This is a genomic window from Halopseudomonas yangmingensis (genome assembly GCF_900114825.1).
GTDB classification, from domain to species: domain Bacteria; phylum Pseudomonadota; class Gammaproteobacteria; order Pseudomonadales; family Pseudomonadaceae; genus Halopseudomonas; species Halopseudomonas yangmingensis.
The window spans coordinates 91,240-111,991 of record NZ_FOUI01000011.1; the positions used below are offsets into that span (position 1 = coordinate 91,240).

Here is a 20,752-nt window from a genome sequence, read left to right on the forward strand (position 1 = left end):
GCCGGGCAGGAGACATTTCCTGTTCGGCCCGTTTGCCGTGGGGCACATGACGTGCCGCAGGGCTATCATGACCAACAGAGCGAGAACAAAAAATGACCGGCAATACGGCAATAGTTACAGCAACCTTCCTGGTGTACCTGGGCATCATGCTTGCCTTGGGCTACATCGCCTACAAACGTACCACCAACCTGTCTGACTATATTCTTGGCGGCCGCTCGCTGGGCCCTGGTACTGCAGCGCTGTCTGCTGGTGCCTCGGACATGAGTGGCTGGCTGCTGCTCGGCCTGCCTGGCTATGCCATGGTTGCCGGCTACGAAGCCAGCTGGATTGCCATCGGCCTGCTGGTCGGTACCTGGCTGAACTGGCTGATTGTTGCCCGGCGTCTGCGGGTGTATTCCCATGCGGTGAATGACTCGCTGACGCTGCCGGCCTATTTCGAGTTTCGTTTTGAAGACAAGACCCGCGTGCTACGGGTGATCTCGGCGATCTTTATCCTGCTGTTCTTCCTGTTCTACACCAGCTCCGGGCTGGTGGCCGCCGGCAAGCTGTTCGAGAGCACCTTCGGCATGAGCTATACGCTGGCAGTGGTGATCGGCACCCTGACCATTGTGTCCTATACCTTTTTCGGTGGTTTCCTCGCGGTATCCTGGACCGATGTGATTCAGGGCCTGTTGATGGCCGCCGCGCTGGTGCTGATTCCGGTCATGGCACTGAACGGCATGGGCGGCTGGGACGAGGCGCGTGCCGCCATGGAGGCGAAGAACCCCAACCTGCTGACCTTCTTCACTGATGTGGAGGGCAAGGCACTGGGCGCGGTGGCGATCCTGTCGCTGCTCGGCTGGGGGCTGGGTTATTTTGGTCAGCCGCACATTCTGGCGCGCTTCAAGGCAGTGCAGAATGATGCAGCCCTGCCAACCGCACGGCGGATTGCCGTGCTCTGGTCGGCGGTCTGCCTGTTTGCCGCGCTGATGATCGGCTGGATCGGCATCGGCTTCTTTGGTGAGGCCGGTCTGGGCGATGCGGAGACAGTGTTCCTCGCGCTGGTCCAGGCACTGATGCATCCGCTGGTCGCCGGTATTCTGCTGGCGGCGGTGCTGGCAGCCATCATGTCGACCGCCGACTCGCAGTTGCTGGTGTCCTCCTCGGCACTCGCCGAGGACTTCTACAAGGCGCTGTTCCGCCGTGATGCCACCCAGGTGGAGCTGGTCTGGGTCGGCCGCTTTGCGGTGGTTGGTATCGCCATACTGGCACTGCTGTTTGCCCTTAACCCGGAAAGCACGGTGCTGGGTCTGGTGGCCTACGCCTGGGCCGGCTTTGGCGCTGCCTTTGGCCCTGCGGTGATTCTGTCGCTGTTCTGGAGGCGCATGAACCGCAATGGCGCGCTGGCCGGCATTCTGGTGGGCGGTCTGACCGTGGTGATCTACAAGCAGATCGACAGCATTGGCCTGTATGAAATCATCCCAGGCTTTATTCTTGCCACCATCGCCATCGTGGTGGTCAGCCTGCTGACCCCGCCGCCGTCAAAAACCATCGAAGCGACCTTCGACGAGGTGGCGGAGAAGTACTGAGGCGTTTACCTAATGATGTCCCGCCGGCTCTTGCTGAACGGCAAGACGCTGGCGGCGGCGTTCGTGGTAGATAGGCCAGAGCTGGGCGATCAGCATGCCGGTAAGCATCAGGCAGCAGCCGACAAATCCCCGCATACTCAGACGCTCATCGAGGACCAGCCAGCCGGCGAGGGCGGCGAATACGGCCTCCAGGCTGAGAATGATGGCGGCGTGGGAGGCCAGAGCATCCTTCTGGGCCACCACTTGCAAGGTGAAACCTATACCAACTGCCAGCAGGCCACCGTACAGAATCGCCGGGCCAGCCATCACGATTGCATCGTAGTCAATCGGTTCCAGCGCCAGTGCCAGTGTCAGGCTGATCAGCGCACAGACCACAAATTGCAGAAAGGCAACACGAATCGGGTCGTAACGGCTGGCCAGCGCACCAACCAGCAATACATGCACGGCCCAGCAGGCCGCACCGGCCAGTTGCAGCCAGTCGCCGGCGACGATGCGGAAGTTTTCATTAATGCTCAGCAACAGCATGCCGACCAGTGCCAGCAAGGCACCGCCCCAGGTGCCGATGCCGCTGCGCATGCCGATAAACAGCCCGAACAGGGGTACCAGGATCACATAGAGTCCGGTGATGAAGCCGGAGTTGGTTACCGTGGTGAACATCAGGCCGATCTGTTGCAGGTTGATGCCCAGTGTCAGCACCAGGCCCAGCAGCAGTCCGCCGAGCAGCATTGGCCGGCTGAAAGCGCGCGCCGGTTGCGGATTGTTGCGGCCAACCAGCAATACTAGCGGCAACACTACCAGTGCGCCGAGCATGAAGCGCAGCCCGGTATAGAGGAACGGACCTATATGTTGCATACCCAGACTTTGGGCTACAAAGGTGGTGCCCCAGATCAGGGCGGTGATCAGCATCAGGGCATCAGCCCGGTAGGTGCGCAGGTTCATCAGGATACCGCCAGCTCGGAATAGCCGTAGATTATCGATGCCAGTTTGATGCTGGCACAGATACAGTTGCAGTAAATTTTGCTCAAGCCTGTTATCCGGGTGGCTAATGCAAATTGACGTCAGACCGTTCTACTGGCAGGCTTCGTGCGGGCTGCACAAAAACAACAAGACAAAGGAAACAGGCATGGGCTTGACCTATGACATTCTGATCGCCGATGACCATCCACTGTTTCGTAGTGCGTTACGGCAGGCGCTCGGAGCCGGACTGGGCGGCGAGTCAACGCTGACTGAAGTCGGCTCCATCAATGAGTTGCAGCGCACCCTCGAACAGCGGAGTGACTGGGATCTGGTGTTGTTGGATCTGAATATGCCGGGTGCCTATGGTTTTTCCGGCCTGGTATTGCTGCGCAGCCAGTTCCCGCAAATTCCGGTGGTGGTGATTTCTGCCCAGGAAGAGGCCGAGGTCGTGCAGCGCGCCCGTGATTTCGGGGCCAGTGGTTTCATTCCCAAGTCGTCACCACTGGAAGTATTGCAGCAATCCGTCCGCGAGGTGCTGGAAGGCGGTGTCAGTTGGCCGCAAGTTGAAGGCGATGCAGCCGCCCTTACAGATGAACAACAAGACGTCAGCGCTCGATTGGCAAGTCTTACCCCCCAGCAATTCCGCGTATTGACCATGGTTTGCGACGGCCTGCTGAACAAGCAGATTGCCTGGGAGCTGAACGTCTCCGAAGCCACCATCAAGGCACACGTCACCGCGATTTTCCGCAAGCTGGGCGTACGCACACGAACTCAGGCGGCACTGGCGCTACAACATATGGAGCTGGCGCGCTGAGTCGGTGGTACCCAATACCAAAGTCGTAGAAGGGCGGCTGGGCAAACCGCCGTGCGCCTGCCAGACTGTTCGCTGATCGCCTTACAATAACCGCCGGGCCGGACCACAGCATGCTTTCAGGCACCCTGGTAGCTTCGATCTTCCTGCTTTACATGGCCGTGCTGTTCGCCATTGCCTTCTGGGGCGATCGTCGCCCTGGCGAGCTTGGGCCGCGCCTGCGAGTCTGGGTCTACAGCCTGTCATTGGCGGTCTGGTGTACCAGCTGGACCTTCTTTGGTGCGGTGGGCATGGCGGCTCAGCAGCGCTGGGGTTTTATCTCGATCTTTGTTGGCCCCATTTTGCTGTTCTTGTTCGGCTGGCGCATGTACGCGCGGATGATTGCCATCAGCAAGCAGGAAAATATCACGTCAATTGCCGACTTTATTGCCTCCCGTTACGGCAAGTCACAAGGCTTGGGCGTGGTGGTCACACTGATTTGTCTGATCAGTGTGCTGCCCTATATCGCCCTGCAGCTCAAGGGCATAGTGCTCGGCTACAACCTGCTGAGTGCGCCTGGGCTGTTCGAGGGGGCAGTGGATGAGGTGCCGGGTGCCGAAGATACCGCACTGGTGGTGACGCTGGTGCTGGCATTGTTCACCATCCTGTTTGGCACCCGCAGTCTGGATGTCACCGAACACCACCGTGGCATGATGCTGGCGATTGCCTTTGAATCACTGGTCAAGCTGTTTGCCTTTCTGGCTGTCGGTATCTTCGTTACCTGGGGGTTGTTTGGCGGCTTCAATGACCTGTTTGAGCGGGCTGCTGCCAGTCCGGCGCTGGAGCAGTACTGGCAGCAGCAGGTGCCCTGGATAGGGCTGATGCTGCAGATCGCTATCGCCATGATGGCCTTTATGTGCCTGCCACGGCAGTTTCAGGTGGCGGTAGTGGAAAACAACAATCCGGCGGATTTGCGCACTGCGCGCTGGGTGTTTCCCCTGTATCTGCTGCTGGCCGGCCTGTTTGTCATGCCGATCAGCCTGGCCGGGCAGTTGCAGTTTGGTAATGCGCTCAATCCTGATTCCTACGTGATCAGCGTACCCCTGGCTGAAGGCCGACCGCTGTTGGCATTGCTGGCCTTTATCGGCGGCGCTTCGGCGGCCACCGGGATGGTCATCGTGGCAGCTATTGCGCTTAGCACCATGGTCTCCAATGATGTGCTGCTGCCATTGTTGTTGCGCCGTCGGCGTCAACAGGAGCGTAGCTATGATGCCTTCCGTGGCTGGCTGCTGAACGCCCGGCGCACCAGCATCCTGATCATTTTGCTGCTGGCCTATGTGGTCTATCGCCTGATTGACAATGCCAGCAGTCTGGCTGGTATTGGTCAGATTGCATTTGCCGCAATTATTCAACTGGCACCGGCAATGTTTGGAGCACTGTTCTGGAAGCAGGCTAACCGCAGCGGTGTATTTGCCGGTCTCGCCGTCGGTATGCTGCTATGGCTGTGGTTGCTGTTGATGCCATTGCTGTTCGGTGGCGCCGCAGCGGGTGCCTCGCGCTGGCTGGTGACGCCTTTCGCGCTGCAGCAGCAACTGGGTTTGCCCATTGACGGCTTGACACTGGCGAGTGTGCTGGCACTGGCCGGTAATATCAGCGCATTTGTATTGGTCTCGCTATTCAGCCGCACACGGGTGCTGGAGCACTGGCAGGCGGGACGCTTTGTCGGACAGGACGCTGATAGCCGCAGCGAAGGGCCAAGTCGAGCTCTGTTGCGGGTCACTCTGGATGATTTGCTCAATGTGGCCAGTCGCTTTGTTGGTGAAGAGCGCGCACTGGCAAGCTTCCAGCGCTTTGCCGCAGCGCAGGGCAGTGCCCTGCAGCGTACACATGTTGCCAGCAGCCAGTGGATTACCCATGTCGAGAGACTGTTGGCCGGCGTGTTGGGGGCTTCGTCGGCGCGCCTGGTGGTCAAGGCGGCGATTGAAGGGCGCGATATGCAGTTTGACGATGTGGTACGCATCGTCGGTGAAGCCTCCGAAGTGCTGCAGTTCAACCGGGGGCTGTTGCAGGGTGCCATCGAGAACATCTCCCAGGGCATCAGTGTGGTCGACAAGGACTTGCGGTTGGTGGCCTGGAATCGCCGTTATCTTGAAATGTTTGATTACCCGGACGGGTTGATCAGCATCGGTCGACCTATTGCCGAACTGATTTTGTGCAATGCGCAGCGGGGCCTGTGCGGATCGGGTGATCCGCAATCGCATGTCGACAAGCGGATCAACTGGATGAAACAGGGTACTGCGCACCGCTCGGAACGGTTGTTTCCAAATGGCCGGGTGATCGAGATCATCGGTAACCCGATGCCCGGTGGCGGCTTTGTCATGAGCTTCACCGATATCACCGAGTTTCGCAACGCCGAACAGGCCCTGAAAGAGGCCAACGAGAGCCTTGAGCAGCGTGTCGAGGAGCGTACCTGCGAGTTGTCGGCACTGAACGAAGCCCTGCTGCAAGCCAAGGCGCAGACCGAGCGGGCCAGCCAGTCGAAAAGCCGTTTTCTGACGGCTGTCAGCCATGACCTGATGCAGCCGCTGAATGCGGCCCGGTTGTTTTCGGCCTCACTCGCGCATCAGCACAATCTGCCGGCCGAGGCACATGAACTGGTACGGCATCTGGATACCTCGCTACGCTCTGCCGAGGACCTGATTTCTGACTTGCTGGATATCTCCCGTCTGGAATCCGGGCGTATCAAGCCGGAATGGAGTGACTTTGCGCTGGACGACCTGTTTGATCCATTGAAGGTTGAATTTGGTGCGCTGGCTCATCAGCAGGGTACTGATCTGCGGGTGCGTGGCTGTACCGTACGGGTGCACAGCGATGTGCGACTGCTGCGGCGTATTCTGCAGAACTTCCTGACCAATGCCCTGCGCTATGCCGGTGCGTCCAGGGTCTTGCTGGGTGTGCGGCGTTGCTGCGGACAAGTGCGCATCGAAGTATGGGATCAGGGGCCGGGTATTCCGCGTGACAAGCTGCAGGTGATTTTCGAGGAGTTCCAGCGCCTCGACAGCCACCGCAATCAGGCGGAGAAGGGGCTGGGCCTGGGGTTGGCGATTGCCGATGGACTGTGCCGGGTGCTCGGACATGAGTTGCAGGTGCGCTCCTGGCCGGGGCGTGGCAGTGTGTTCAGTGTGTGTTTGCCATTGGCGCAGGCGCCTGCGCCTTTGATAATGGCGATGCCGGTAACTCCTTCGCCAGCCGTCAAGGGGGCGCAAGTGCTCTGTATCGACAACGAGCCGGCCATTCTCACCGGCATGCAGAGTTTGCTCGAGCGCTGGCAGTGCCATGTGGCCGTGGCGCGCAATCGCGACGAGGTTGCGCAGATACTGCAGCAAGGGTTTTTGCCGCAACTGGTACTGGTCGATTACCACCTGGACGACGGCGACACAGGGCTGCAGGTGATGCAGTGGCTGCGCGAGCAACTGGGCGAAAGCCTGCCCGGTGTGGTGATCAGCGCCGATGGCCGAAGCGAGCTGGTGGCAGGGATTCGCGCCAGCGGACTCGACTACCTGCCCAAGCCTGTCAAGCCGGCAGCCATGCGTGCCCTGATCAGCCGCTGGATCAGCCTTGGTTGAGCCTCACTGTTACCCTGTAACTGTATCTTGAGTCGCAAAGGCGTGACTGATAGCGTCGCGCCTTTGTTGCCAAGAGTGTTTTTCATGTCCTCTCCCTTGCGTACAGCCCTCCAGGGGGCGCGCGACACCATCCCCATGCTGATTGGTGCGCTGCCATTCGGCATCATCTTCGGCACCCTTGCTGTGTCCTCCGGCCTGTCGGTGGCGGCCACCCTGGCCATGTCCGTCTTTGTGTTTGCCGGCTCCTCGCAATTTATCGCAGTGAGCCTGATTGCTTCGGGAACCGGTTTGTTGGTGATCTGGCTGACCACGCTGATCGTCAATCTGCGGCACATGTTGTATAGCGCCAGCCTGTTGCCCTGGGTACGCCATCTGCCGCAGCGCTGGCGCATTCCGCTGGGCTTCTGGCTGACCGACGAGAGCTTTGCTGTGGTGCACCGCTATTACCTGGATGACAGTCGTCCACTGGGTGGCAAACACTGGTATTTCCTCGGTTCCTGCATTGCCATGTACAGCAACTGGGTGCTGTGCACGCTGGTTGGTGTGCTGCTTGGTCAGAGTCTGCCGGGTATGGCCGGCTGGGGTCTGGACTTTGCCATGGTGGCGACCTTTATCGGCATCGTGGTGCCGGCGCTACGTACCCGGCCCATGTTGGTGGCGGCTCTGGTCGCCGGGGCAGTGGCGGTGGTTGCCTATGATCTGCCTTACCAGCTGGGGTTGATGCTGGCGGCGTTGCTCGGTGTGGCCAGCGGTCTCCTTGCGGAGCATCTGCTTCAGCGGAGCGGGGAGGTGTGCCTTGATGACGCTGCATGAAGTGCTGCTGATCGGCGGCATGGCGCTGATCACTTTTGCCATCCGCTATACCCTGTTTGCCGCCGGCCATCGGGTGCGTTTCAGCCCACTGATGACCCGTGCGCTGGGCTATGTTCCTGTGGCAGTGCTGACGGCGATCATTGTCCCCATGATGCTCAGGCCGGAAGGGCAGCTGGCTTTGCAGTTGGACAACGCCTGGCTGTTTGGCGGGCTGGCGGCGATTGCCGTGGCCGCCTGGCGGCGCAACCTGCTGCTGACCATCTTTGCCGGCATGGCCTGTTTCCTGTTCTGGCGCTGGCTGTTCTGAGTCTTTACCAAAGCGCCGTGCGTCCGGTGCGCACGGCGACCACCACCAGCGACACTGCGGCAGCGGAAATGATCAGGGTAAAGCCGATCACCGTATTGCCAAAGCCCGCCAGGTCGCTGACCAGGCCCACACCCAGCACTACCGAGGCCATGGTCAGGTAGGCCATCAGGTAGAACGCCGAGCTGATACCGCCACGCTGGCTGGGCGGGGCCATCTGGTTGATCGAGCTGACAGCCACTACCCCGGTGGCACCCGCGCCCACGGCGGTGCCCAGGGTGGCGAGGCTGAGCAGCAATGGCGAAGACCAGATGACAGCACCTGCCATGCACAGCAGGCCAATAACCAGCAGCATTGGCCCGGCCACCAGCAGGCGGTTCTGTGGCTGGTGCTGGCAGCCGAACTGGCTGCAACCGGCCAGCAATTGCCAGGCTGCGGCGAACAGCCCGGCCAGTGCACGGTTGTCGATACCGACCAGTTCGCGCGCCAATGACGGCCCCAGCGAGGCATACAGGCTGCCGGTGGACCAGGCCAGGCAGATGGCCGCCGCGCAGAAGGCAAACACCCCCAGCAATTCCCGCGGGACTGTTACCGGGGTCGGTCGCCAGTGGCGCCAGCGGAAATCGCTGTGGCGTTGGCCAATGTTCGCAGGCCAGGGAGCTTTCAGCAGCAAGGCTATGGTCACAAGAGTCATGGCGATTACTGTGAAGAATGGCCAGATATCCTGTCCGACCTTCAGGTGCAGGGCCAGCGAGCCGAGCGCCGGCCCGGCAAAGGCTCCGCCGGTAAAGAATACTGCCGTCAGTGCGGCCGCCCGGTTCCAGTTGCCGTTCGGTTCCAGTTCCATTACCGAGGCCGAGGCGGCGCCGGTCACCAGCCCGGTGCCAATTCCGGTGAGCAGGCGAGCCACCGCCAGGCCATTGATGCCATCGGCAAGCAGGAACATCAGCGCGCCACCCCCAATGAAAAGCAGGCCTGGTATCAATACCTGACGGCGGCCGAGGCGGTCGGAGAGGGTGCCTATGGTCAGCAGCATGCTCACCACACCCAGCACATAGATGGCGAAGACCCCGGTCAGCGCCGTCGAGGAAAAGCCCCAGCGCGCCTGCCATACCGCATACAGAGGCGTCGGCAGGTTGCTGGCAAGGATGCTGGTAAAAATCGCCAGCAAGGCGGCGGTCATCGCCAGCGTGCGTGAAGCGCCAGCCGGTGACTGAATGGACATGAACAGGCTCTCCGGTTGCAGAATGCGAATTATTGCAGAGCCTGCGGCATTCTGCGCTATTGACCGATCATCACGCCGATGGATGCGGGTGACTGGCGCATGTCAGCAGCCAGATCCGTCAGCGACAGCGGATGCTGTGGGTTGATTGCGCGGCGCAACAGATCGGGTAGCCCGGACAGATCCCTGCGAGGTGTTGGCCAGCGCAACGGCGGCTCAAGCGGCTGCTCTTCCACGGCCAGGGCAAAACGGAATGGATGGAAGCCGGGCAGCCCAAGGCGAAGGTCGGTTACCACCCAGTGGTTGTCGATCAGGTCATAGCGCATGACGCCACCGGTGAACCAGTCAAGCCGCGCATGCTGCGGGTTATCGGCCAGCACCTGCAAGGCGGCGCTGCGCTGGTTGGGCAGTTGTTCCAGATGCGGTGGCTGTTTGTCGAACCAGCTGACCAGTCCTTCGTGGTATTGGTCTCCATCGAGGGCGACCACTCGCCACAGCAGGGTATTGAAAGGGGTGGGGCCGACAAAGCGTTGTTCCGTCTGAATGCCATCGCGCAGCAGCGCCTGATCCAGTTGCTGCAAGGCCATCTGCCGGCCCGCCAGTGAGCTCAGCAGGTACAGGCTGGACAGACCCAAGGCCAGAAACTGCCAGCGCTCGGTGCGCCTGCTGTGACCAAGCAATAGTCCGCCGAGCACCGCCAGCCGCAGTGGCAGGGTATACAGCGGATCGATGATAAAGATGCTGGAGATTGCCGTCGGCTGAAGAGGCAACGGCCAGAATAGTTGGGTGCCGTAGGTGGTGAAGGCATCCAGCAGCACATGAGTGGTAAGGATCAGCCAGATGCAGCCCCACAGTCGCAGGCCGGAATAGCCGGGGTGTGGTCGCCAGCGACGGACAAGCCAGGCCAGTAGCAGGCTGAATGGGGTCAATACCAGCAACGAGTGGCTGAAACCGCGATGCATGGTCATGTTGGCCACCGCATCACCGTAATCGATGACCACATCCAGATCCGGCAGGGTGCCCAGTGCGGCACCGTAGAGCAGGGCCTTGCGGCCCTGCCAGCGCCCCATCAACGCACCACCGATGGCAGCACCCAGAACAGCCTGTGTCAGCGAGTCCATCGGGGTTCTCCATCAGTGGTGACTGGGGTCGCTTGGGCGTCTCAGAGGCTGTGTTGCTTGTCCAGTTCGATCGAGGCATCCAGCAGCTCCAGCAGGGCCTTGCGGGTTTTCAGCTTGGTGTTGCGATGCGCGGTCATGTTCAGGGTGGTGAGGAACTTGGCCATGGCCAGTGCTTCCTGTTCCAGTTCCTCGGCAGGGACTACCCGGTCAAGGAAGCCGGCATCCACTGCCTGCGCCGGGCTGAACATCTCGGCATTGATTACCGAACGGTTGAAAGCGCTGTTGCTCAGCCGCGCACGGGCCAGTTCGATACCGACATGGTGCATGGTCATGCCAATCGCCACTTCGTTGAGGCCGATCTTGAACGGGCCTTCCACGCCGATGCGGTAATCCGCCGATAGCAGGATGAAAGCGCCCTTGGCCACCGCGTGGCCAGTGCAGGCCACTACCACCGGGTAGGGGTGAGAAAGCATGCGCCGTGCCAGGGTCGAGCCCTTGGCCACCAGTGCCTTGGCCGAGTCGGCGCTGGCGGTCATCACCTTGAGGTCATAGCCGCCCGAGAGCATGCCGGGCTGGCCGCTGATTACCACTACCGCACGGTCTTTCTCGGCCTGATCCAGCGCGGCATTGAAAGCATCGATAACGTCGGGGGAGATGGCGTTGACCTTGCCGTTGCTCAGGGTCAGGAAAGCGATGCCATCGGCAAGGCGGTAGGAAACCAGTTCACTCATGGGGCAGAACCTCTTGTATGTATGGCCGGCCATCGGCCGTGGCGGACAGGCAGTGTAGCAATTTCTGAGTGACCGGCCAGTACCAGAAGAAAGCGGCTGGCCGTCGATGGCTGACGTGTTCTATGCTCGTGGCATGTTTACATCAGATGCTCTTGTTGATAGTGCCCCATTGCTGCTGGTCGGTGCCGGCCATAGCCACCTGTTAACCCTGCGCCGCTGGCTTGATCAGGGCTGGCGCCCTCCTGCCGGCACCTTGCTGGTGAATCCCGGTGAGCACGCCTGGTATTCCGGCATGATGCCTGGGCTGCTTGCCGGCCGGCATCAGGTAGAGGAGTGCCGCATTGCTCTGCAGCCTCTCTGCGCTGCGCTGGATGTCCGCCATCTCGACGCTAGCGTTGTGCAGCTGGATGCTGCCGCCGGGCAGGTTCTGCTACGTACAGGGCAGAGTATCAAGGCTGACTGCATCAGTCTGGATTGCGGCGCTAAACCACCGTCGCCGCAGTGGCTGGACACTACGGTTGAAAAACTGCCGGTAAAACCTTTCGGCATACTGCTGCAGCGCTGGCAACAGTGGCGTGAGACCGGCTGGCCGACACGCATTGGCGTGCTTGGTGGTGGTGCAGCGGCCTTTGAAGTATGCATGGCCCTGCGTGCTGCAGGTTTTGCCGGGGAGCTGTCCCTGCTCACTGGCAGTACGCTGCTGGCAGACTTTCCCGAGCGTTTGCGCGAGCGTGCGTCAGCTCTGTTGCGCCAGCGGCAGGTCGGCCTGCACGAACTGTGCATGATCACAACGGTCCGCCAGTATGGCGTGTATGACCAGCAGCGCCGGGTACTGGCCTGTGAGGCGCTGGTGCTGGCCAGCGGCGCGCAGGCGCACGGCTGGCAGGCCAGCTCCGGGTTGGCCTGTGACGCTCAGGGCTTTGTGCGGATCGGCAATGATCTGCGCAGCCGCAGTCACCCGCAGATTTTTGCCAGCGGCGACTGCGCCAGCCTGCCGGGCGCCAGACGTTCCGGGGTATATGCGGTGCGCCAGGCGCCGGTATTGGCCGACAACCTGCGGGCCACGCTGAACGGTGGGCGATTGTCTGACTACCGGCCGCAACGGCTGGCCCTGGCCCTGCTCGACTGCGGCAATGGTCAGGCGCTGCTGCGCTACGGGTCATTGGGCATGGCCGGCGGCTGGTGCCTGCGCTGGAAAGATCGACTGGATCGGCGCTTTATCGAAGGAATGCGTTGCCCGTTGCCAATTGACTGATGTCATGTTGCTGACACTTGTTCGCCGTTAGGCTGCCTGCGGGGCGTTATCTTGACCGGCGCAAGGCATGCAAAGTAAAACCATAGCCCTGTTGTGGGTTTTTCAGCACTGACGTACCTTGGTTTGCAGGTGGCGTTGTCAACAAGAAGCTACGGCCTATTCGATCAATAATTCAGGGGAGTATGTCATGGGTATGATGTCCAGATTCTCGATCAGGCAGCGGTTGTTGGCGTCCTTTGTTCTTTCTGCCATTTTCATGTTGGCGCTTGCCCTGATAGGCATTCAGGGCAAGCGCATGAGTAACGAGGCGCTGCACACGGTCAACCAGGACCGTCTGGTCCCCACCGGGCAGATCGCCCAGATGTTCCAGCTGATGACGGCCAACCGGGTACTGGCGCTGACCGCATTGCAATATGACCCGCGCAACCCGCTGACCAGCATGCAGTCCGAGCCGCTGTCAGCCCTGTTGCCTGAGGTGCAGCGCAATATTGCCGAGCTGGACGGGGTGATCCGCGAATACCTGTCCACCTACCTCACCGATGAAGAGCGGCGGATTGTCGAGCGTGTCACCCGTGAGCGTGAAAGCTTTGTCAGACAGGGCCTGTTGCCAGTGTTTGATGCGGTGCAGCAGGGGCAGTTCGAGCAGGCCGCGCGGGTTTACCAGGATCAGCTTGAGCCGGCCTACGAGCGCTACCGCAACGAGCTGAACAACCTGCGGCAGCTGCAGGTGGATGTGGCCGAAGAGGAATACCAGAAGGCCCAGGCGGATTTCGAGAAAAGCCTTTGGCTGGTGGTGTCCTTGCTGATACTGGCACTGTTGTGCAGTGCACTGATTTCCCTGGCGGTGGTTTCGAGCATAGTGCGAGCAGCACACAGCCTGGAAAATGCCAGCCAGTCGATGGCCGATGGAGACCTGCTGGTCGAGGTGGACTACCAGGACCGTGACGAGATGGCCAGCATAGCCCAGGCCTTTAATCGCATGCGTCTGCGCATGCACGAAATGATCAGTCAGGTTGCCAGTTCCACGGCGCAACTGGCGGCGGCGGCCGAGGAAACCACAGCGGTAACGGTACAAACCAGCGACGGCATTCGTCGCCAGCAGTCCGAGACCGAGCAGGTGGCGGCAGCAATGAACGAAATGAGTGCCACGGTGCAGGATGTGGCGCGTAATGCGGCCAGTGCTGCCGAGGCGGCACATGCGGCTGACGCAGATGCAGCCAACGGTCGCAAGGTGCTGGCGCGGACGGTTGAGGTGATCAACATGCTGGCGCGTGAAGTGGAGAATGCCACCAGGGTGATCCGCAGCCTGCAGGAAGACAGCAACAACATAGGCTCTGTGCTGGATGTTATCCGCGCCATTGCCGAACAGACCAATCTGCTTGCACTCAATGCGGCCATTGAAGCGGCTCGGGCCGGTGAAGCCGGGCGCGGCTTTGCGGTGGTTGCCGACGAGGTGCGTACGCTGGCCTCGCGCACCCAGCAATCGACCAGCGAAATTCAGGCGATGATTGAAAAACTGCAGGGCGGCGCGGCTAATGCGGTAAAAGTCATGGAAACCGGGCATCGTCAGGCCGGAGAGGGCGTCACCCAGGTTGCCGAGGCAGGCGCAGCACTGGAGTCTATCTTGCAGGCGGTGACCACCATCAACGACATGAATGCGCAGATTGCGTCGGCTGCCGAGCAGCAAAGTGCGGTGGCTGAAGAAATCAATCGCAATATCGTGACCGTTAGCGAAATTGCCGAGCAGACCAGTGTCGGGTCGCAGCAGACCGCAGCGACCAGTGAGGAGCTTGCTCAACTGGCTGCGCAACTGCAGTCGCTGGTTGGCCAATTCAGGGTCTGAGACAGATCGGAGGGTCAGCCATGCAGCAGAGCCGGGACCAGTTCCTTGTTCAAAGACGTTTGCTGCGGTTTTTACCGCTGGCCCTCGGGTTAACCCTGTTGTGTCTGTTGCTGGTGCAGTATCAGGCTGAGGAGGCGCGGCAGCAAGCCGGTACCCATGCCCAGATTCAGGTTGTTTCTGCGCTCTATTCTGATCAGCCAGCGCTGCATATTGCTGCGCTACTGCTGGAGCTTGAGACGGCTTCTGATGATCTGGCCGGCCGGTTTGTCCAGATCCTGACGCAGCTTGGTGAATGGCTTGAGGCTCTGGAACAGCAGTTGCCGGGTGCCGCGCCAGAGACCTTGCTTGATGCATACCGGCAACAGCGAAGCCTGTTTCTGGGATCTCTCTCAAGAACCGCTACGCTGTTGCGGTCCGGGCAGCGCGAAGACGCTTCTGCGTTGTTGCACAAGGAAGGCTTGCCAGCCTGGCGCGATACCCATACAGCGCTGATCGGGTTGATCGACTGGCAATTGCAGCAACAGCATCTGGCTGTCGAAGCCGCGAATAGCCGGGAACGGCTGATGCGCTGGTTGCTGGGGCTGGCGTTGTTGCAGTTGCTGCTGATTGTCGGTGTCAGAGGGCGGCTGCGTCGTGTTTCGGGAGCAAGGCAGGATATGGAGGATCCTCTGGTCGGCCAGACGGACGCCAGTGAGCCTCGTGTGCTCGAGTCACAGCGATACGCCGAGATGCTCGCGAGCGTGCCGGACTGGTTGTGGGAGGCCGACAGCCATTGGAATTTTACCTACGTTGGCCCGCAGTGCCGTGCCTTGCTTGGTTATGAGCCAGAAGAGTTGTTGGGGCAGTCGGTGTTCAGCGTGATGGCCAGCGCCAGCCGCTCCGCATTGAACTGCCGTTTTGATGATGCGAAGGCTGCTGAACAGCCATTGCAGGCGATTGAATCGCCATGTGTGCACCGTGACGGGCACATTGTCATTCTGGAAACCACGGCAAGGCCTTTCTATTCCCGCCAGGGAGAGTTGCTGGGTTACCGCGGAACCGATCGCGAGGTGACCGAACGCAAGATCAGCGAAGACGTGCGCGAGAAGCAATCGTCAGTATTGCGCGAAGCCTTGCTGCGTGAGGTGCATCATCGGGTCAAGAACAACCTGCAGAGTGTCGTGGCGTTGCTGCAGCAGGCGTGTGGCAGGCATCCGGCGTTGGGCAGTGAACTGCAATCTGCCGTTTCCAGAGTGCATAGTGTGGCTGTACTGCATGGTATCTATGGCAGCCTGGGTACTCAGTCGTTGTCACTGGAAAGCCTGTTGCGTGGCGTGCATGCATCGGTGGTTGAGCTTAGTGGTTGCAAGTTGCAACTGGGCGACACGACAGCGATCCGTCAATGGATGGTGCGGGATGCCGATGCGGCAGTGTTGGCATTGATACTCAATGAAATAATGACCAACGCCTGCAAGCATGCTTGCGACCAGACGGCACCTCCCGAGCTGCAAATACTTGCGCGCCCGGACGAATGCGAGTTGCGCCTGGGCAATGTCGGCCAGCTGTCGGCACAGTTTGATTTCGCAGCCGGGAGGGGTTTGGGGAACGGCCTTGAACTGGTTCGTGCGCTCTTGCCTGAACGCGGCCTGCAGTTGGTGTACGAGGCGCCTGACGGGCGGGTTGAGGTCCAATTGCTGCTGTATCCGCCCTTGCTTTACCTGCATGACGGCAGTGCATCGCCGGGCGAAAAGGATATATGGCTATCTGACAGACAAGGAGGCATGTCATGAGTATCCGTCGTCTGCTGGGAATCCTGTTGCTGGTGTTTGCCGGGCTTTCGGGGGCTGCCGGAATCTGGCAGCTGTCGGATAGCATGCAGAAAATGCAAGCGGCCGACTGGGTGGTTCGCGTCAATCATCTGGCTGATCTGACCCACCAATTGAACGCCGAACTGGCGATGGAGCGAGGTATTACCGCTGCGATTCTCGGTCAGCCCGCTGCAGCCAGTTCGGTATTGCGAGCGCAGATGTTCAACGCCAGAGGACGTGTTGATCGCCAGTATCAGGTTTTTCATGAGTACCTGCAGGAACTACTGGCAGTTGCACCGCAGCACCCGATGGCGAATGCGCTGACCGAGCTGGAGCAGGCTGCCCGGCAGCAGACATTGCTGCGAGAGCAGGTTGATCTGGCGATTGTTGGCATCGCATCCGCTGTTACCCATAGAGAGTGGATAGACGCCCTGACCGGGCGGATCCGGATACTGCAGAATTTTGTCGTGGTAAGCATGCTGCCATTGCCGGCCAACCCGTATGCGTTGGCCTCTGTTCAAGTGTTCAGGGATCAGTTGTTCAGCCTCAGCGAACATCTCGGGCAGGAGCGTGCCGTGCTGGGCGCAGCAATTGCAAGCGCCCGGCCGTTGCAGGACAGCGACCGTGCACAACTGGTGAGTGCGCGTATGGTGGTCGAACGTGCGAGTGCGCGCTTTCTGGAGGCAGCGCCCTATATGCCGCATGATCCCCGACTGGAAGACGCGCTGCTGCAGATGCGTGCTCATTTGCTGAGTGACTACCACCCCCTGCGCGAACAGGTCTTTACTGCCAGCCTGGCCGGTCAAGGCTATCCGGTTACGGCAGAGGAGTGGTATCGACAGGCGACAACTGCCATTGACCAGGTGCTCGAGGTTTCCAGGTTGATCAGTCAGCGCAGCGCTACGGATATCACCAGTCTGCGAGACAGCGCCCGGCAGACACTCTGGCTGCTGGCCTGGGTTGTGCTGGCACTCACCCTGTTGTTTGGCTTTACCGTATATGCCGTGCGTCAGCGTCTGTTGCTGCCGCTGGGTTTGCTTGAACGTGCGGCACGGCAGGTCGCCAGTGGTGATCTCCAGCAGCCGGTGTTGGCGCTGCGTGATGATGAAATGGGGCATCTGGCGCACGCCATGGAGCAGATGCGTCAATCCCTGCTGGATGACCGGGTGCGGCGGGAGACGGACGCAGAAAGACTGCGCAAGTTGAATGCACTGATCGATAACAGTGCGTCAGCTATGGTAATCACCGACCTGCAGGGGAACATTGAGTACGTCAACCAGCGCTTTGAAGTGACCACAGGATATTCGCCCGCTGAAAGCATCGGACGCAAAGCCGGGTTCTGGGGGTCGGGGCTGACTGCGCGTGACCAGTATCAGTTGATGTGGCAGACCGCATTGAACGGACGCGTATGGGAGGGCGAGATGATCAATCGCCGCAAGGATGGCGAGTTGTTCTGGTGCTCGGTCAGTATCAGCCCGGTCATTGATGGTCAGGGTCAGGTTACCCACCTGATCGGAGCCCATGTGGATATCAGTGAGCGTAAACAGATTCAGCGCCAACTGGACGTGCTGCGCAATTATGACGAGCTGACCCATCTGCCCAACCGCCGATTGTTCAGTGAGTATTTCCAGCGAGTGGCCGAACAGCAGGCGCGCAGGGGTGGGTATTGTGCAGTACTGGCCATTGGTATCAGCCGCTTCAAACAGTTCAATGACAGCCTTGGCCGGGAAGCGGGAGACCAGTTGCTGCAGCGTCTGGCGCTGCGCTTGCGCCAGGCTGCCGGCAAGCGCGATACGGTGGCTCGTTTTGCCGGTACGGACTTTCATATGTTGCTGGTTGATCTGGAAAGCCCGGCTGTCCTGTTTGAACGTGTTTCCACACTGCTGGCCCATGCCAATAGACCCCTGAGCATACATGGCCAGGATGTCAAACCGGTATTGCGCGCGGGTTGCAGCCTTCTGGCAGAGCATGGCAGGGATCTTGAGACGCTGATGCGCAAGGCCGGCACCGCGTTGCACAGCGCCGAGCGTCGGGGGCACGAGCAGGCACTCTATGACGAATCTCTGGGGCATGATGCCGAGCAGCGCCTGCTGATCGAAAATGCGTTACGCCTGGCAATCGAGCGTGACCAGCTGGAGTTGCACTACCAGCCCAAAGTCGAATTGGCGAGTGGGCGAATTATTGGTGTCGAGGCGCTGGCGCGCTGGCGTGACCGCACTACAGGCGAATGGATTGCACCGGATCGCTTTATTGCCGTGGCCGAGGAGAGTGGGCTGATACTGGTGCTTGGCGCTTGGGCGCTGCGTGAAGCGTGCCGACAAAATCGCGAATGGGCAGCACAAGGGCTTCCGCCTTTGGTGGTCGCAGTCAATCTGTCTGCGGTCCAGTTGCAGCAGAGTGATCTGCCCTCGGTCGTTCGGCGTATCCTTGCAGAAACCGGCATGCCCGCAGAGTATCTGGAACTTGAGTTGACCGAAAGTGCGATCATGGAGTACCCGGAGCAGGCCAATCTGCTGTTGCGTGAACTCAAATCGCTCGGGGTCAAGTTGTCGATTGATGATTTCGGCACCGGTTATTCCAGCCTCGCTTACCTGAGCCGCTTCCCCGTCGACTTGCTGAAGATCGACCGCAGCTTCATCAACGCGCTGGAGCAGGACTCCAGTGCTGCTGCAATTGCTACTTCAATCATTGCCATGGCCCATCAGCTCGGCCTGCAAGTGATCGCCGAAGGCGTGGAGACCGAGCGTCAGCTGGCTTTCCTGCAGCGCCACGGTTGTGACCAGATTCAGGGGTATTATTTCAGCAAGCCACTGGCAGCCGCGGATCTGGGCTGGTTGCTGACCCAGGACCGGCGCCTGCAGATGCCCGAGGCGGTATCGTTCAAGCGCACCTTGCTGATGGTGGACGATGATCCGCTGATTCAGGTCGGGCTGCAGCAGGCGCTGGATGGCCAGGGCTACCGGTTGTTGTCCTGCACCACGGCCCGCGAAGCGCTCGAGCTGATGGCATGTAACGATATTCAGGTGGTTTTGGCGGATGATCACATGCCGGATATGTCGGGAACCGAGCTGCTGGCCAGGATAAAAAACTTGTACCCGGATACCGTGCGGCTGATGTTTTCCGGATACTTCGACGCCCGCCGTTTGAAAGACGCTATCAATATTGGCTCGATATACAAATACATCAGCAAGCCTTGGGAGCAGGGGCATCTGCGCCGCTGTGTGGATGATGCCTTTGCGCATCATGCCTCGTTGCAGCGTCGTTTACAGCAGGAAGACCCATCCAGCCGTCTACACGGAGAGGATGGGCCAACCGGCGGATAAAAGATTAAAAGGAATGACGTTGGGATGGCGCGGCTGACTGTTTCAAACGGCCAATAAGTGAGGTCACCTGGGCTACTTGTTCGGTCAGGCCCTCTACAGCCAGTTTGGCCTCGCTGCTCAACTGGCTCGCCCGTGAGCCCAGTTGGCCGATGTTGCTGGCTTTCTCTGAGATTTCAGCAGAAGCGCCGCGCTGCTGCTCGGCGGCGGCCGATGTTTGGGTGCAGGCATCGGCTATCTGACCGAATGACAGCACAACACTTTCCAGTCTTTGATCTGATTGACCTGCATTGTTGACGGCAGTCAGCGCATGGTTGTCGCAGCGTGACATGCTGTGGGTGGCTTCTGTGACTGTTTCGCGAAATGCCTGAAGTGTCTGGCCGATTTGTTGTGTGGACGCCAGTGTGCGTTTGGCGAGATTGCGTACCTCGTCCGCCACCACCGCGAAGCCGCGCCCGGCATCGCCTGCCCGGGCCGCCTCAATAGAGGCATTGAGCGCCAGCAGATTGGTTTGCTCGGTAATCTCGCCAATCACAGCCAGCGAGGATTCGACACCCTTGCTTGCTTCACTCAGCTGGCTGATGGCCGTGTTGGCGCGCTGCAGTTCTGCTGAAAGCTGCTGCATGCTGTCGTGGGTGTCACGCGCCAGAAGCTGACCTTCCTGTACGTGTTGCGAAGCCGTATTTATCTGCCCGAGCATATTGCCGGCCTGTCTGGCAACTTCCTCCGCCGTAACAGACATCTCTTCTGTCGCTGCAGCAATGGTGTCGGTTGCCATTGATTGCTGCTCGACACTCTTGGCCGCTTCGCTGCTGTTGCTGCCTGCAATGCGTATGCCTTGATCAAGTCTGTCGGTCAGGTCGTCAAAACGCTTCAGTACGGCATCCAGTTCGGCCTGCTGGCTGGTTATCACCAGTTCCAGACTGCCAATATCATCGCAGCGACCGGTAAATATTGTCTCGGCCAGGCTGTCATCAATAATGCGGCGAGCTCTGGCAATGGTGCGAAGCAGGGGTGCCATTATCCGCCAGACCATGGCGGCCCCGACACCGGCCAGCAGCAGGGTTATTCCCAGGCTTTGCCAGAAGGTTGTGGCAATGTGCTGACCCAGGCTGCCAATTGTGATTAGCGTGACCACGCCTGCCATCAAACTCAGATGCATGGGAATGCCACGTCGCAGGCGCGGTATAGTCACCGGCCCCTTGGTTGGCTGTTTGGCGCGCAACTCTGCGTAGAGTTTCTCGGCACGAGCCTGATGCATATTCCGGCCCATCGTGACCGCCCATTCCGTTTGAACGTGACCGCCTGTTCCGGACTAACGTGACCGCTCATTCCGTTTTATCGTGACCGATTTTGGGGGATTTCCCGGAATCACCGGTCACGATGCCGGAATCGTCGGTCACGTTCCCCCGGAA

At 60.1% G+C, this 20,752-nt stretch carries 14 protein-coding genes; 9 read left to right on the forward strand and 5 right to left on the reverse strand.

Translation table 11 applies throughout. The annotated features are described in order from the left end of the window. The first annotated feature begins 92 nt into the window (after window positions 1-92). Window positions 93-1,568 (forward strand): sodium/proline symporter PutP, encoded by a 1,476-nt coding sequence (gene putP / locus BMZ23_RS10790; RefSeq protein WP_093476755.1) that lies wholly within the window; start codon window positions 93-95, stop codon window positions 1,566-1,568. 9 nt (window positions 1,569-1,577) lie between these two features. On the opposite strand, the gene BMZ23_RS10795 is transcribed toward putP, so the two are convergent. Then, window positions 1,578-2,507: a DMT family transporter gene (locus BMZ23_RS10795; protein WP_093476757.1), complete on the reverse strand. Its 930-nt coding sequence runs from the start codon at window positions 2,505-2,507 to the stop codon at window positions 1,578-1,580. A gap of 190 nt (window positions 2,508-2,697) precedes the next feature. Here BMZ23_RS10795 and BMZ23_RS10800 point away from each other — a divergent pair, with 190 nt between their 5' ends. From BMZ23_RS10800 to BMZ23_RS10815, 4 genes are all read left to right on the forward strand, one after another. Next, on the forward strand, window positions 2,698-3,339 hold the full coding sequence (locus tag BMZ23_RS10800; RefSeq protein WP_245748187.1) for a response regulator transcription factor: 642 nt from the start codon (window positions 2,698-2,700) through the stop codon (window positions 3,337-3,339). Between the two features lie 110 nt (window positions 3,340-3,449). Next, window positions 3,450-6,941 (forward strand): hybrid sensor histidine kinase/response regulator, encoded by a 3,492-nt coding sequence (locus BMZ23_RS10805; RefSeq protein WP_093476762.1) that lies wholly within the window; start codon window positions 3,450-3,452, stop codon window positions 6,939-6,941. Window positions 6,942-7,025: 84 nt separating this feature from the next. Then, window positions 7,026-7,754 (forward strand): AzlC family ABC transporter permease, encoded by a 729-nt coding sequence (locus tag BMZ23_RS10810; protein ID WP_093476764.1) that lies wholly within the window; start codon window positions 7,026-7,028, stop codon window positions 7,752-7,754. Continuing rightward, window positions 7,741-8,061, forward strand: coding sequence for an AzlD domain-containing protein (locus tag BMZ23_RS10815; RefSeq protein WP_425431689.1), 321 nt, complete (start codon window positions 7,741-7,743; stop codon window positions 8,059-8,061). The genes BMZ23_RS10810 and BMZ23_RS10815 overlap by 14 nt, the downstream gene beginning before the upstream one ends. A 4-nt stretch (window positions 8,062-8,065) precedes the next feature. Here BMZ23_RS10815 and BMZ23_RS10820 read toward each other — a convergent pair whose 3' ends face one another. Genes BMZ23_RS10820 through BMZ23_RS10830 form a run of 3 tightly spaced genes read right to left on the reverse strand, consistent with a single transcriptional unit; the run spans window position 8,066 to window position 11,132 of the window. Beyond that, window positions 8,066-9,283, reverse strand: coding sequence for an MFS transporter (locus tag BMZ23_RS10820; RefSeq protein ID WP_093476766.1), 1,218 nt, complete (start codon window positions 9,281-9,283; stop codon window positions 8,066-8,068). 56 nt (window positions 9,284-9,339) lie between these two features. Then, window positions 9,340-10,401, reverse strand: coding sequence for a metal-dependent hydrolase (locus BMZ23_RS10825; RefSeq protein WP_093476768.1), 1,062 nt, complete (start codon window positions 10,399-10,401; stop codon window positions 9,340-9,342). A 41-nt stretch (window positions 10,402-10,442) separates the two neighbouring features. Continuing rightward, the gene (locus tag BMZ23_RS10830) at window positions 10,443-11,132 is read right to left on the reverse strand and encodes a crotonase/enoyl-CoA hydratase family protein (protein WP_093476771.1); all 690 of its coding nucleotides are present in this window, start codon (window positions 11,130-11,132) and stop codon (window positions 10,443-10,445) included. A 133-nt stretch (window positions 11,133-11,265) separates the two neighbouring features. Here BMZ23_RS10830 and BMZ23_RS10835 point away from each other — a divergent pair, with 133 nt between their 5' ends. From BMZ23_RS10835 to BMZ23_RS10850, 4 genes are all read left to right on the forward strand, one after another. Further along, window positions 11,266-12,387, forward strand: a complete 1,122-nt coding sequence (locus BMZ23_RS10835) for an FAD-dependent oxidoreductase (protein WP_177197271.1) — start codon at window positions 11,266-11,268, stop codon at window positions 12,385-12,387. Window positions 12,388-12,574: 187 nt separating this feature from the next. After that, window positions 12,575-14,230: a methyl-accepting chemotaxis protein gene (locus BMZ23_RS10840; protein WP_093476777.1), complete on the forward strand. Its 1,656-nt coding sequence runs from the start codon at window positions 12,575-12,577 to the stop codon at window positions 14,228-14,230. A 20-nt stretch (window positions 14,231-14,250) separates the two neighbouring features. Beyond that, on the forward strand, window positions 14,251-15,999 hold the full coding sequence (locus BMZ23_RS10845) for a sensor histidine kinase (RefSeq protein ID WP_093476780.1): 1,749 nt from the start codon (window positions 14,251-14,253) through the stop codon (window positions 15,997-15,999). Next, window positions 15,996-19,340, forward strand: coding sequence for an EAL domain-containing protein (locus BMZ23_RS10850; protein ID WP_093476783.1), 3,345 nt, complete (start codon window positions 15,996-15,998; stop codon window positions 19,338-19,340). Before BMZ23_RS10845 ends, BMZ23_RS10850 begins: the two co-directional genes overlap by 4 nt. 4 nt (window positions 19,341-19,344) lie before the next feature. On the opposite strand, the gene BMZ23_RS10855 is transcribed toward BMZ23_RS10850, so the two are convergent. Then, a complete protein-coding gene (locus tag BMZ23_RS10855; protein WP_093476786.1) occupies window positions 19,345-20,610 on the reverse strand; it encodes a methyl-accepting chemotaxis protein in 1,266 nt (421 codons plus the stop codon). Window positions 20,611-20,752 lie beyond the last annotated feature (142 nt).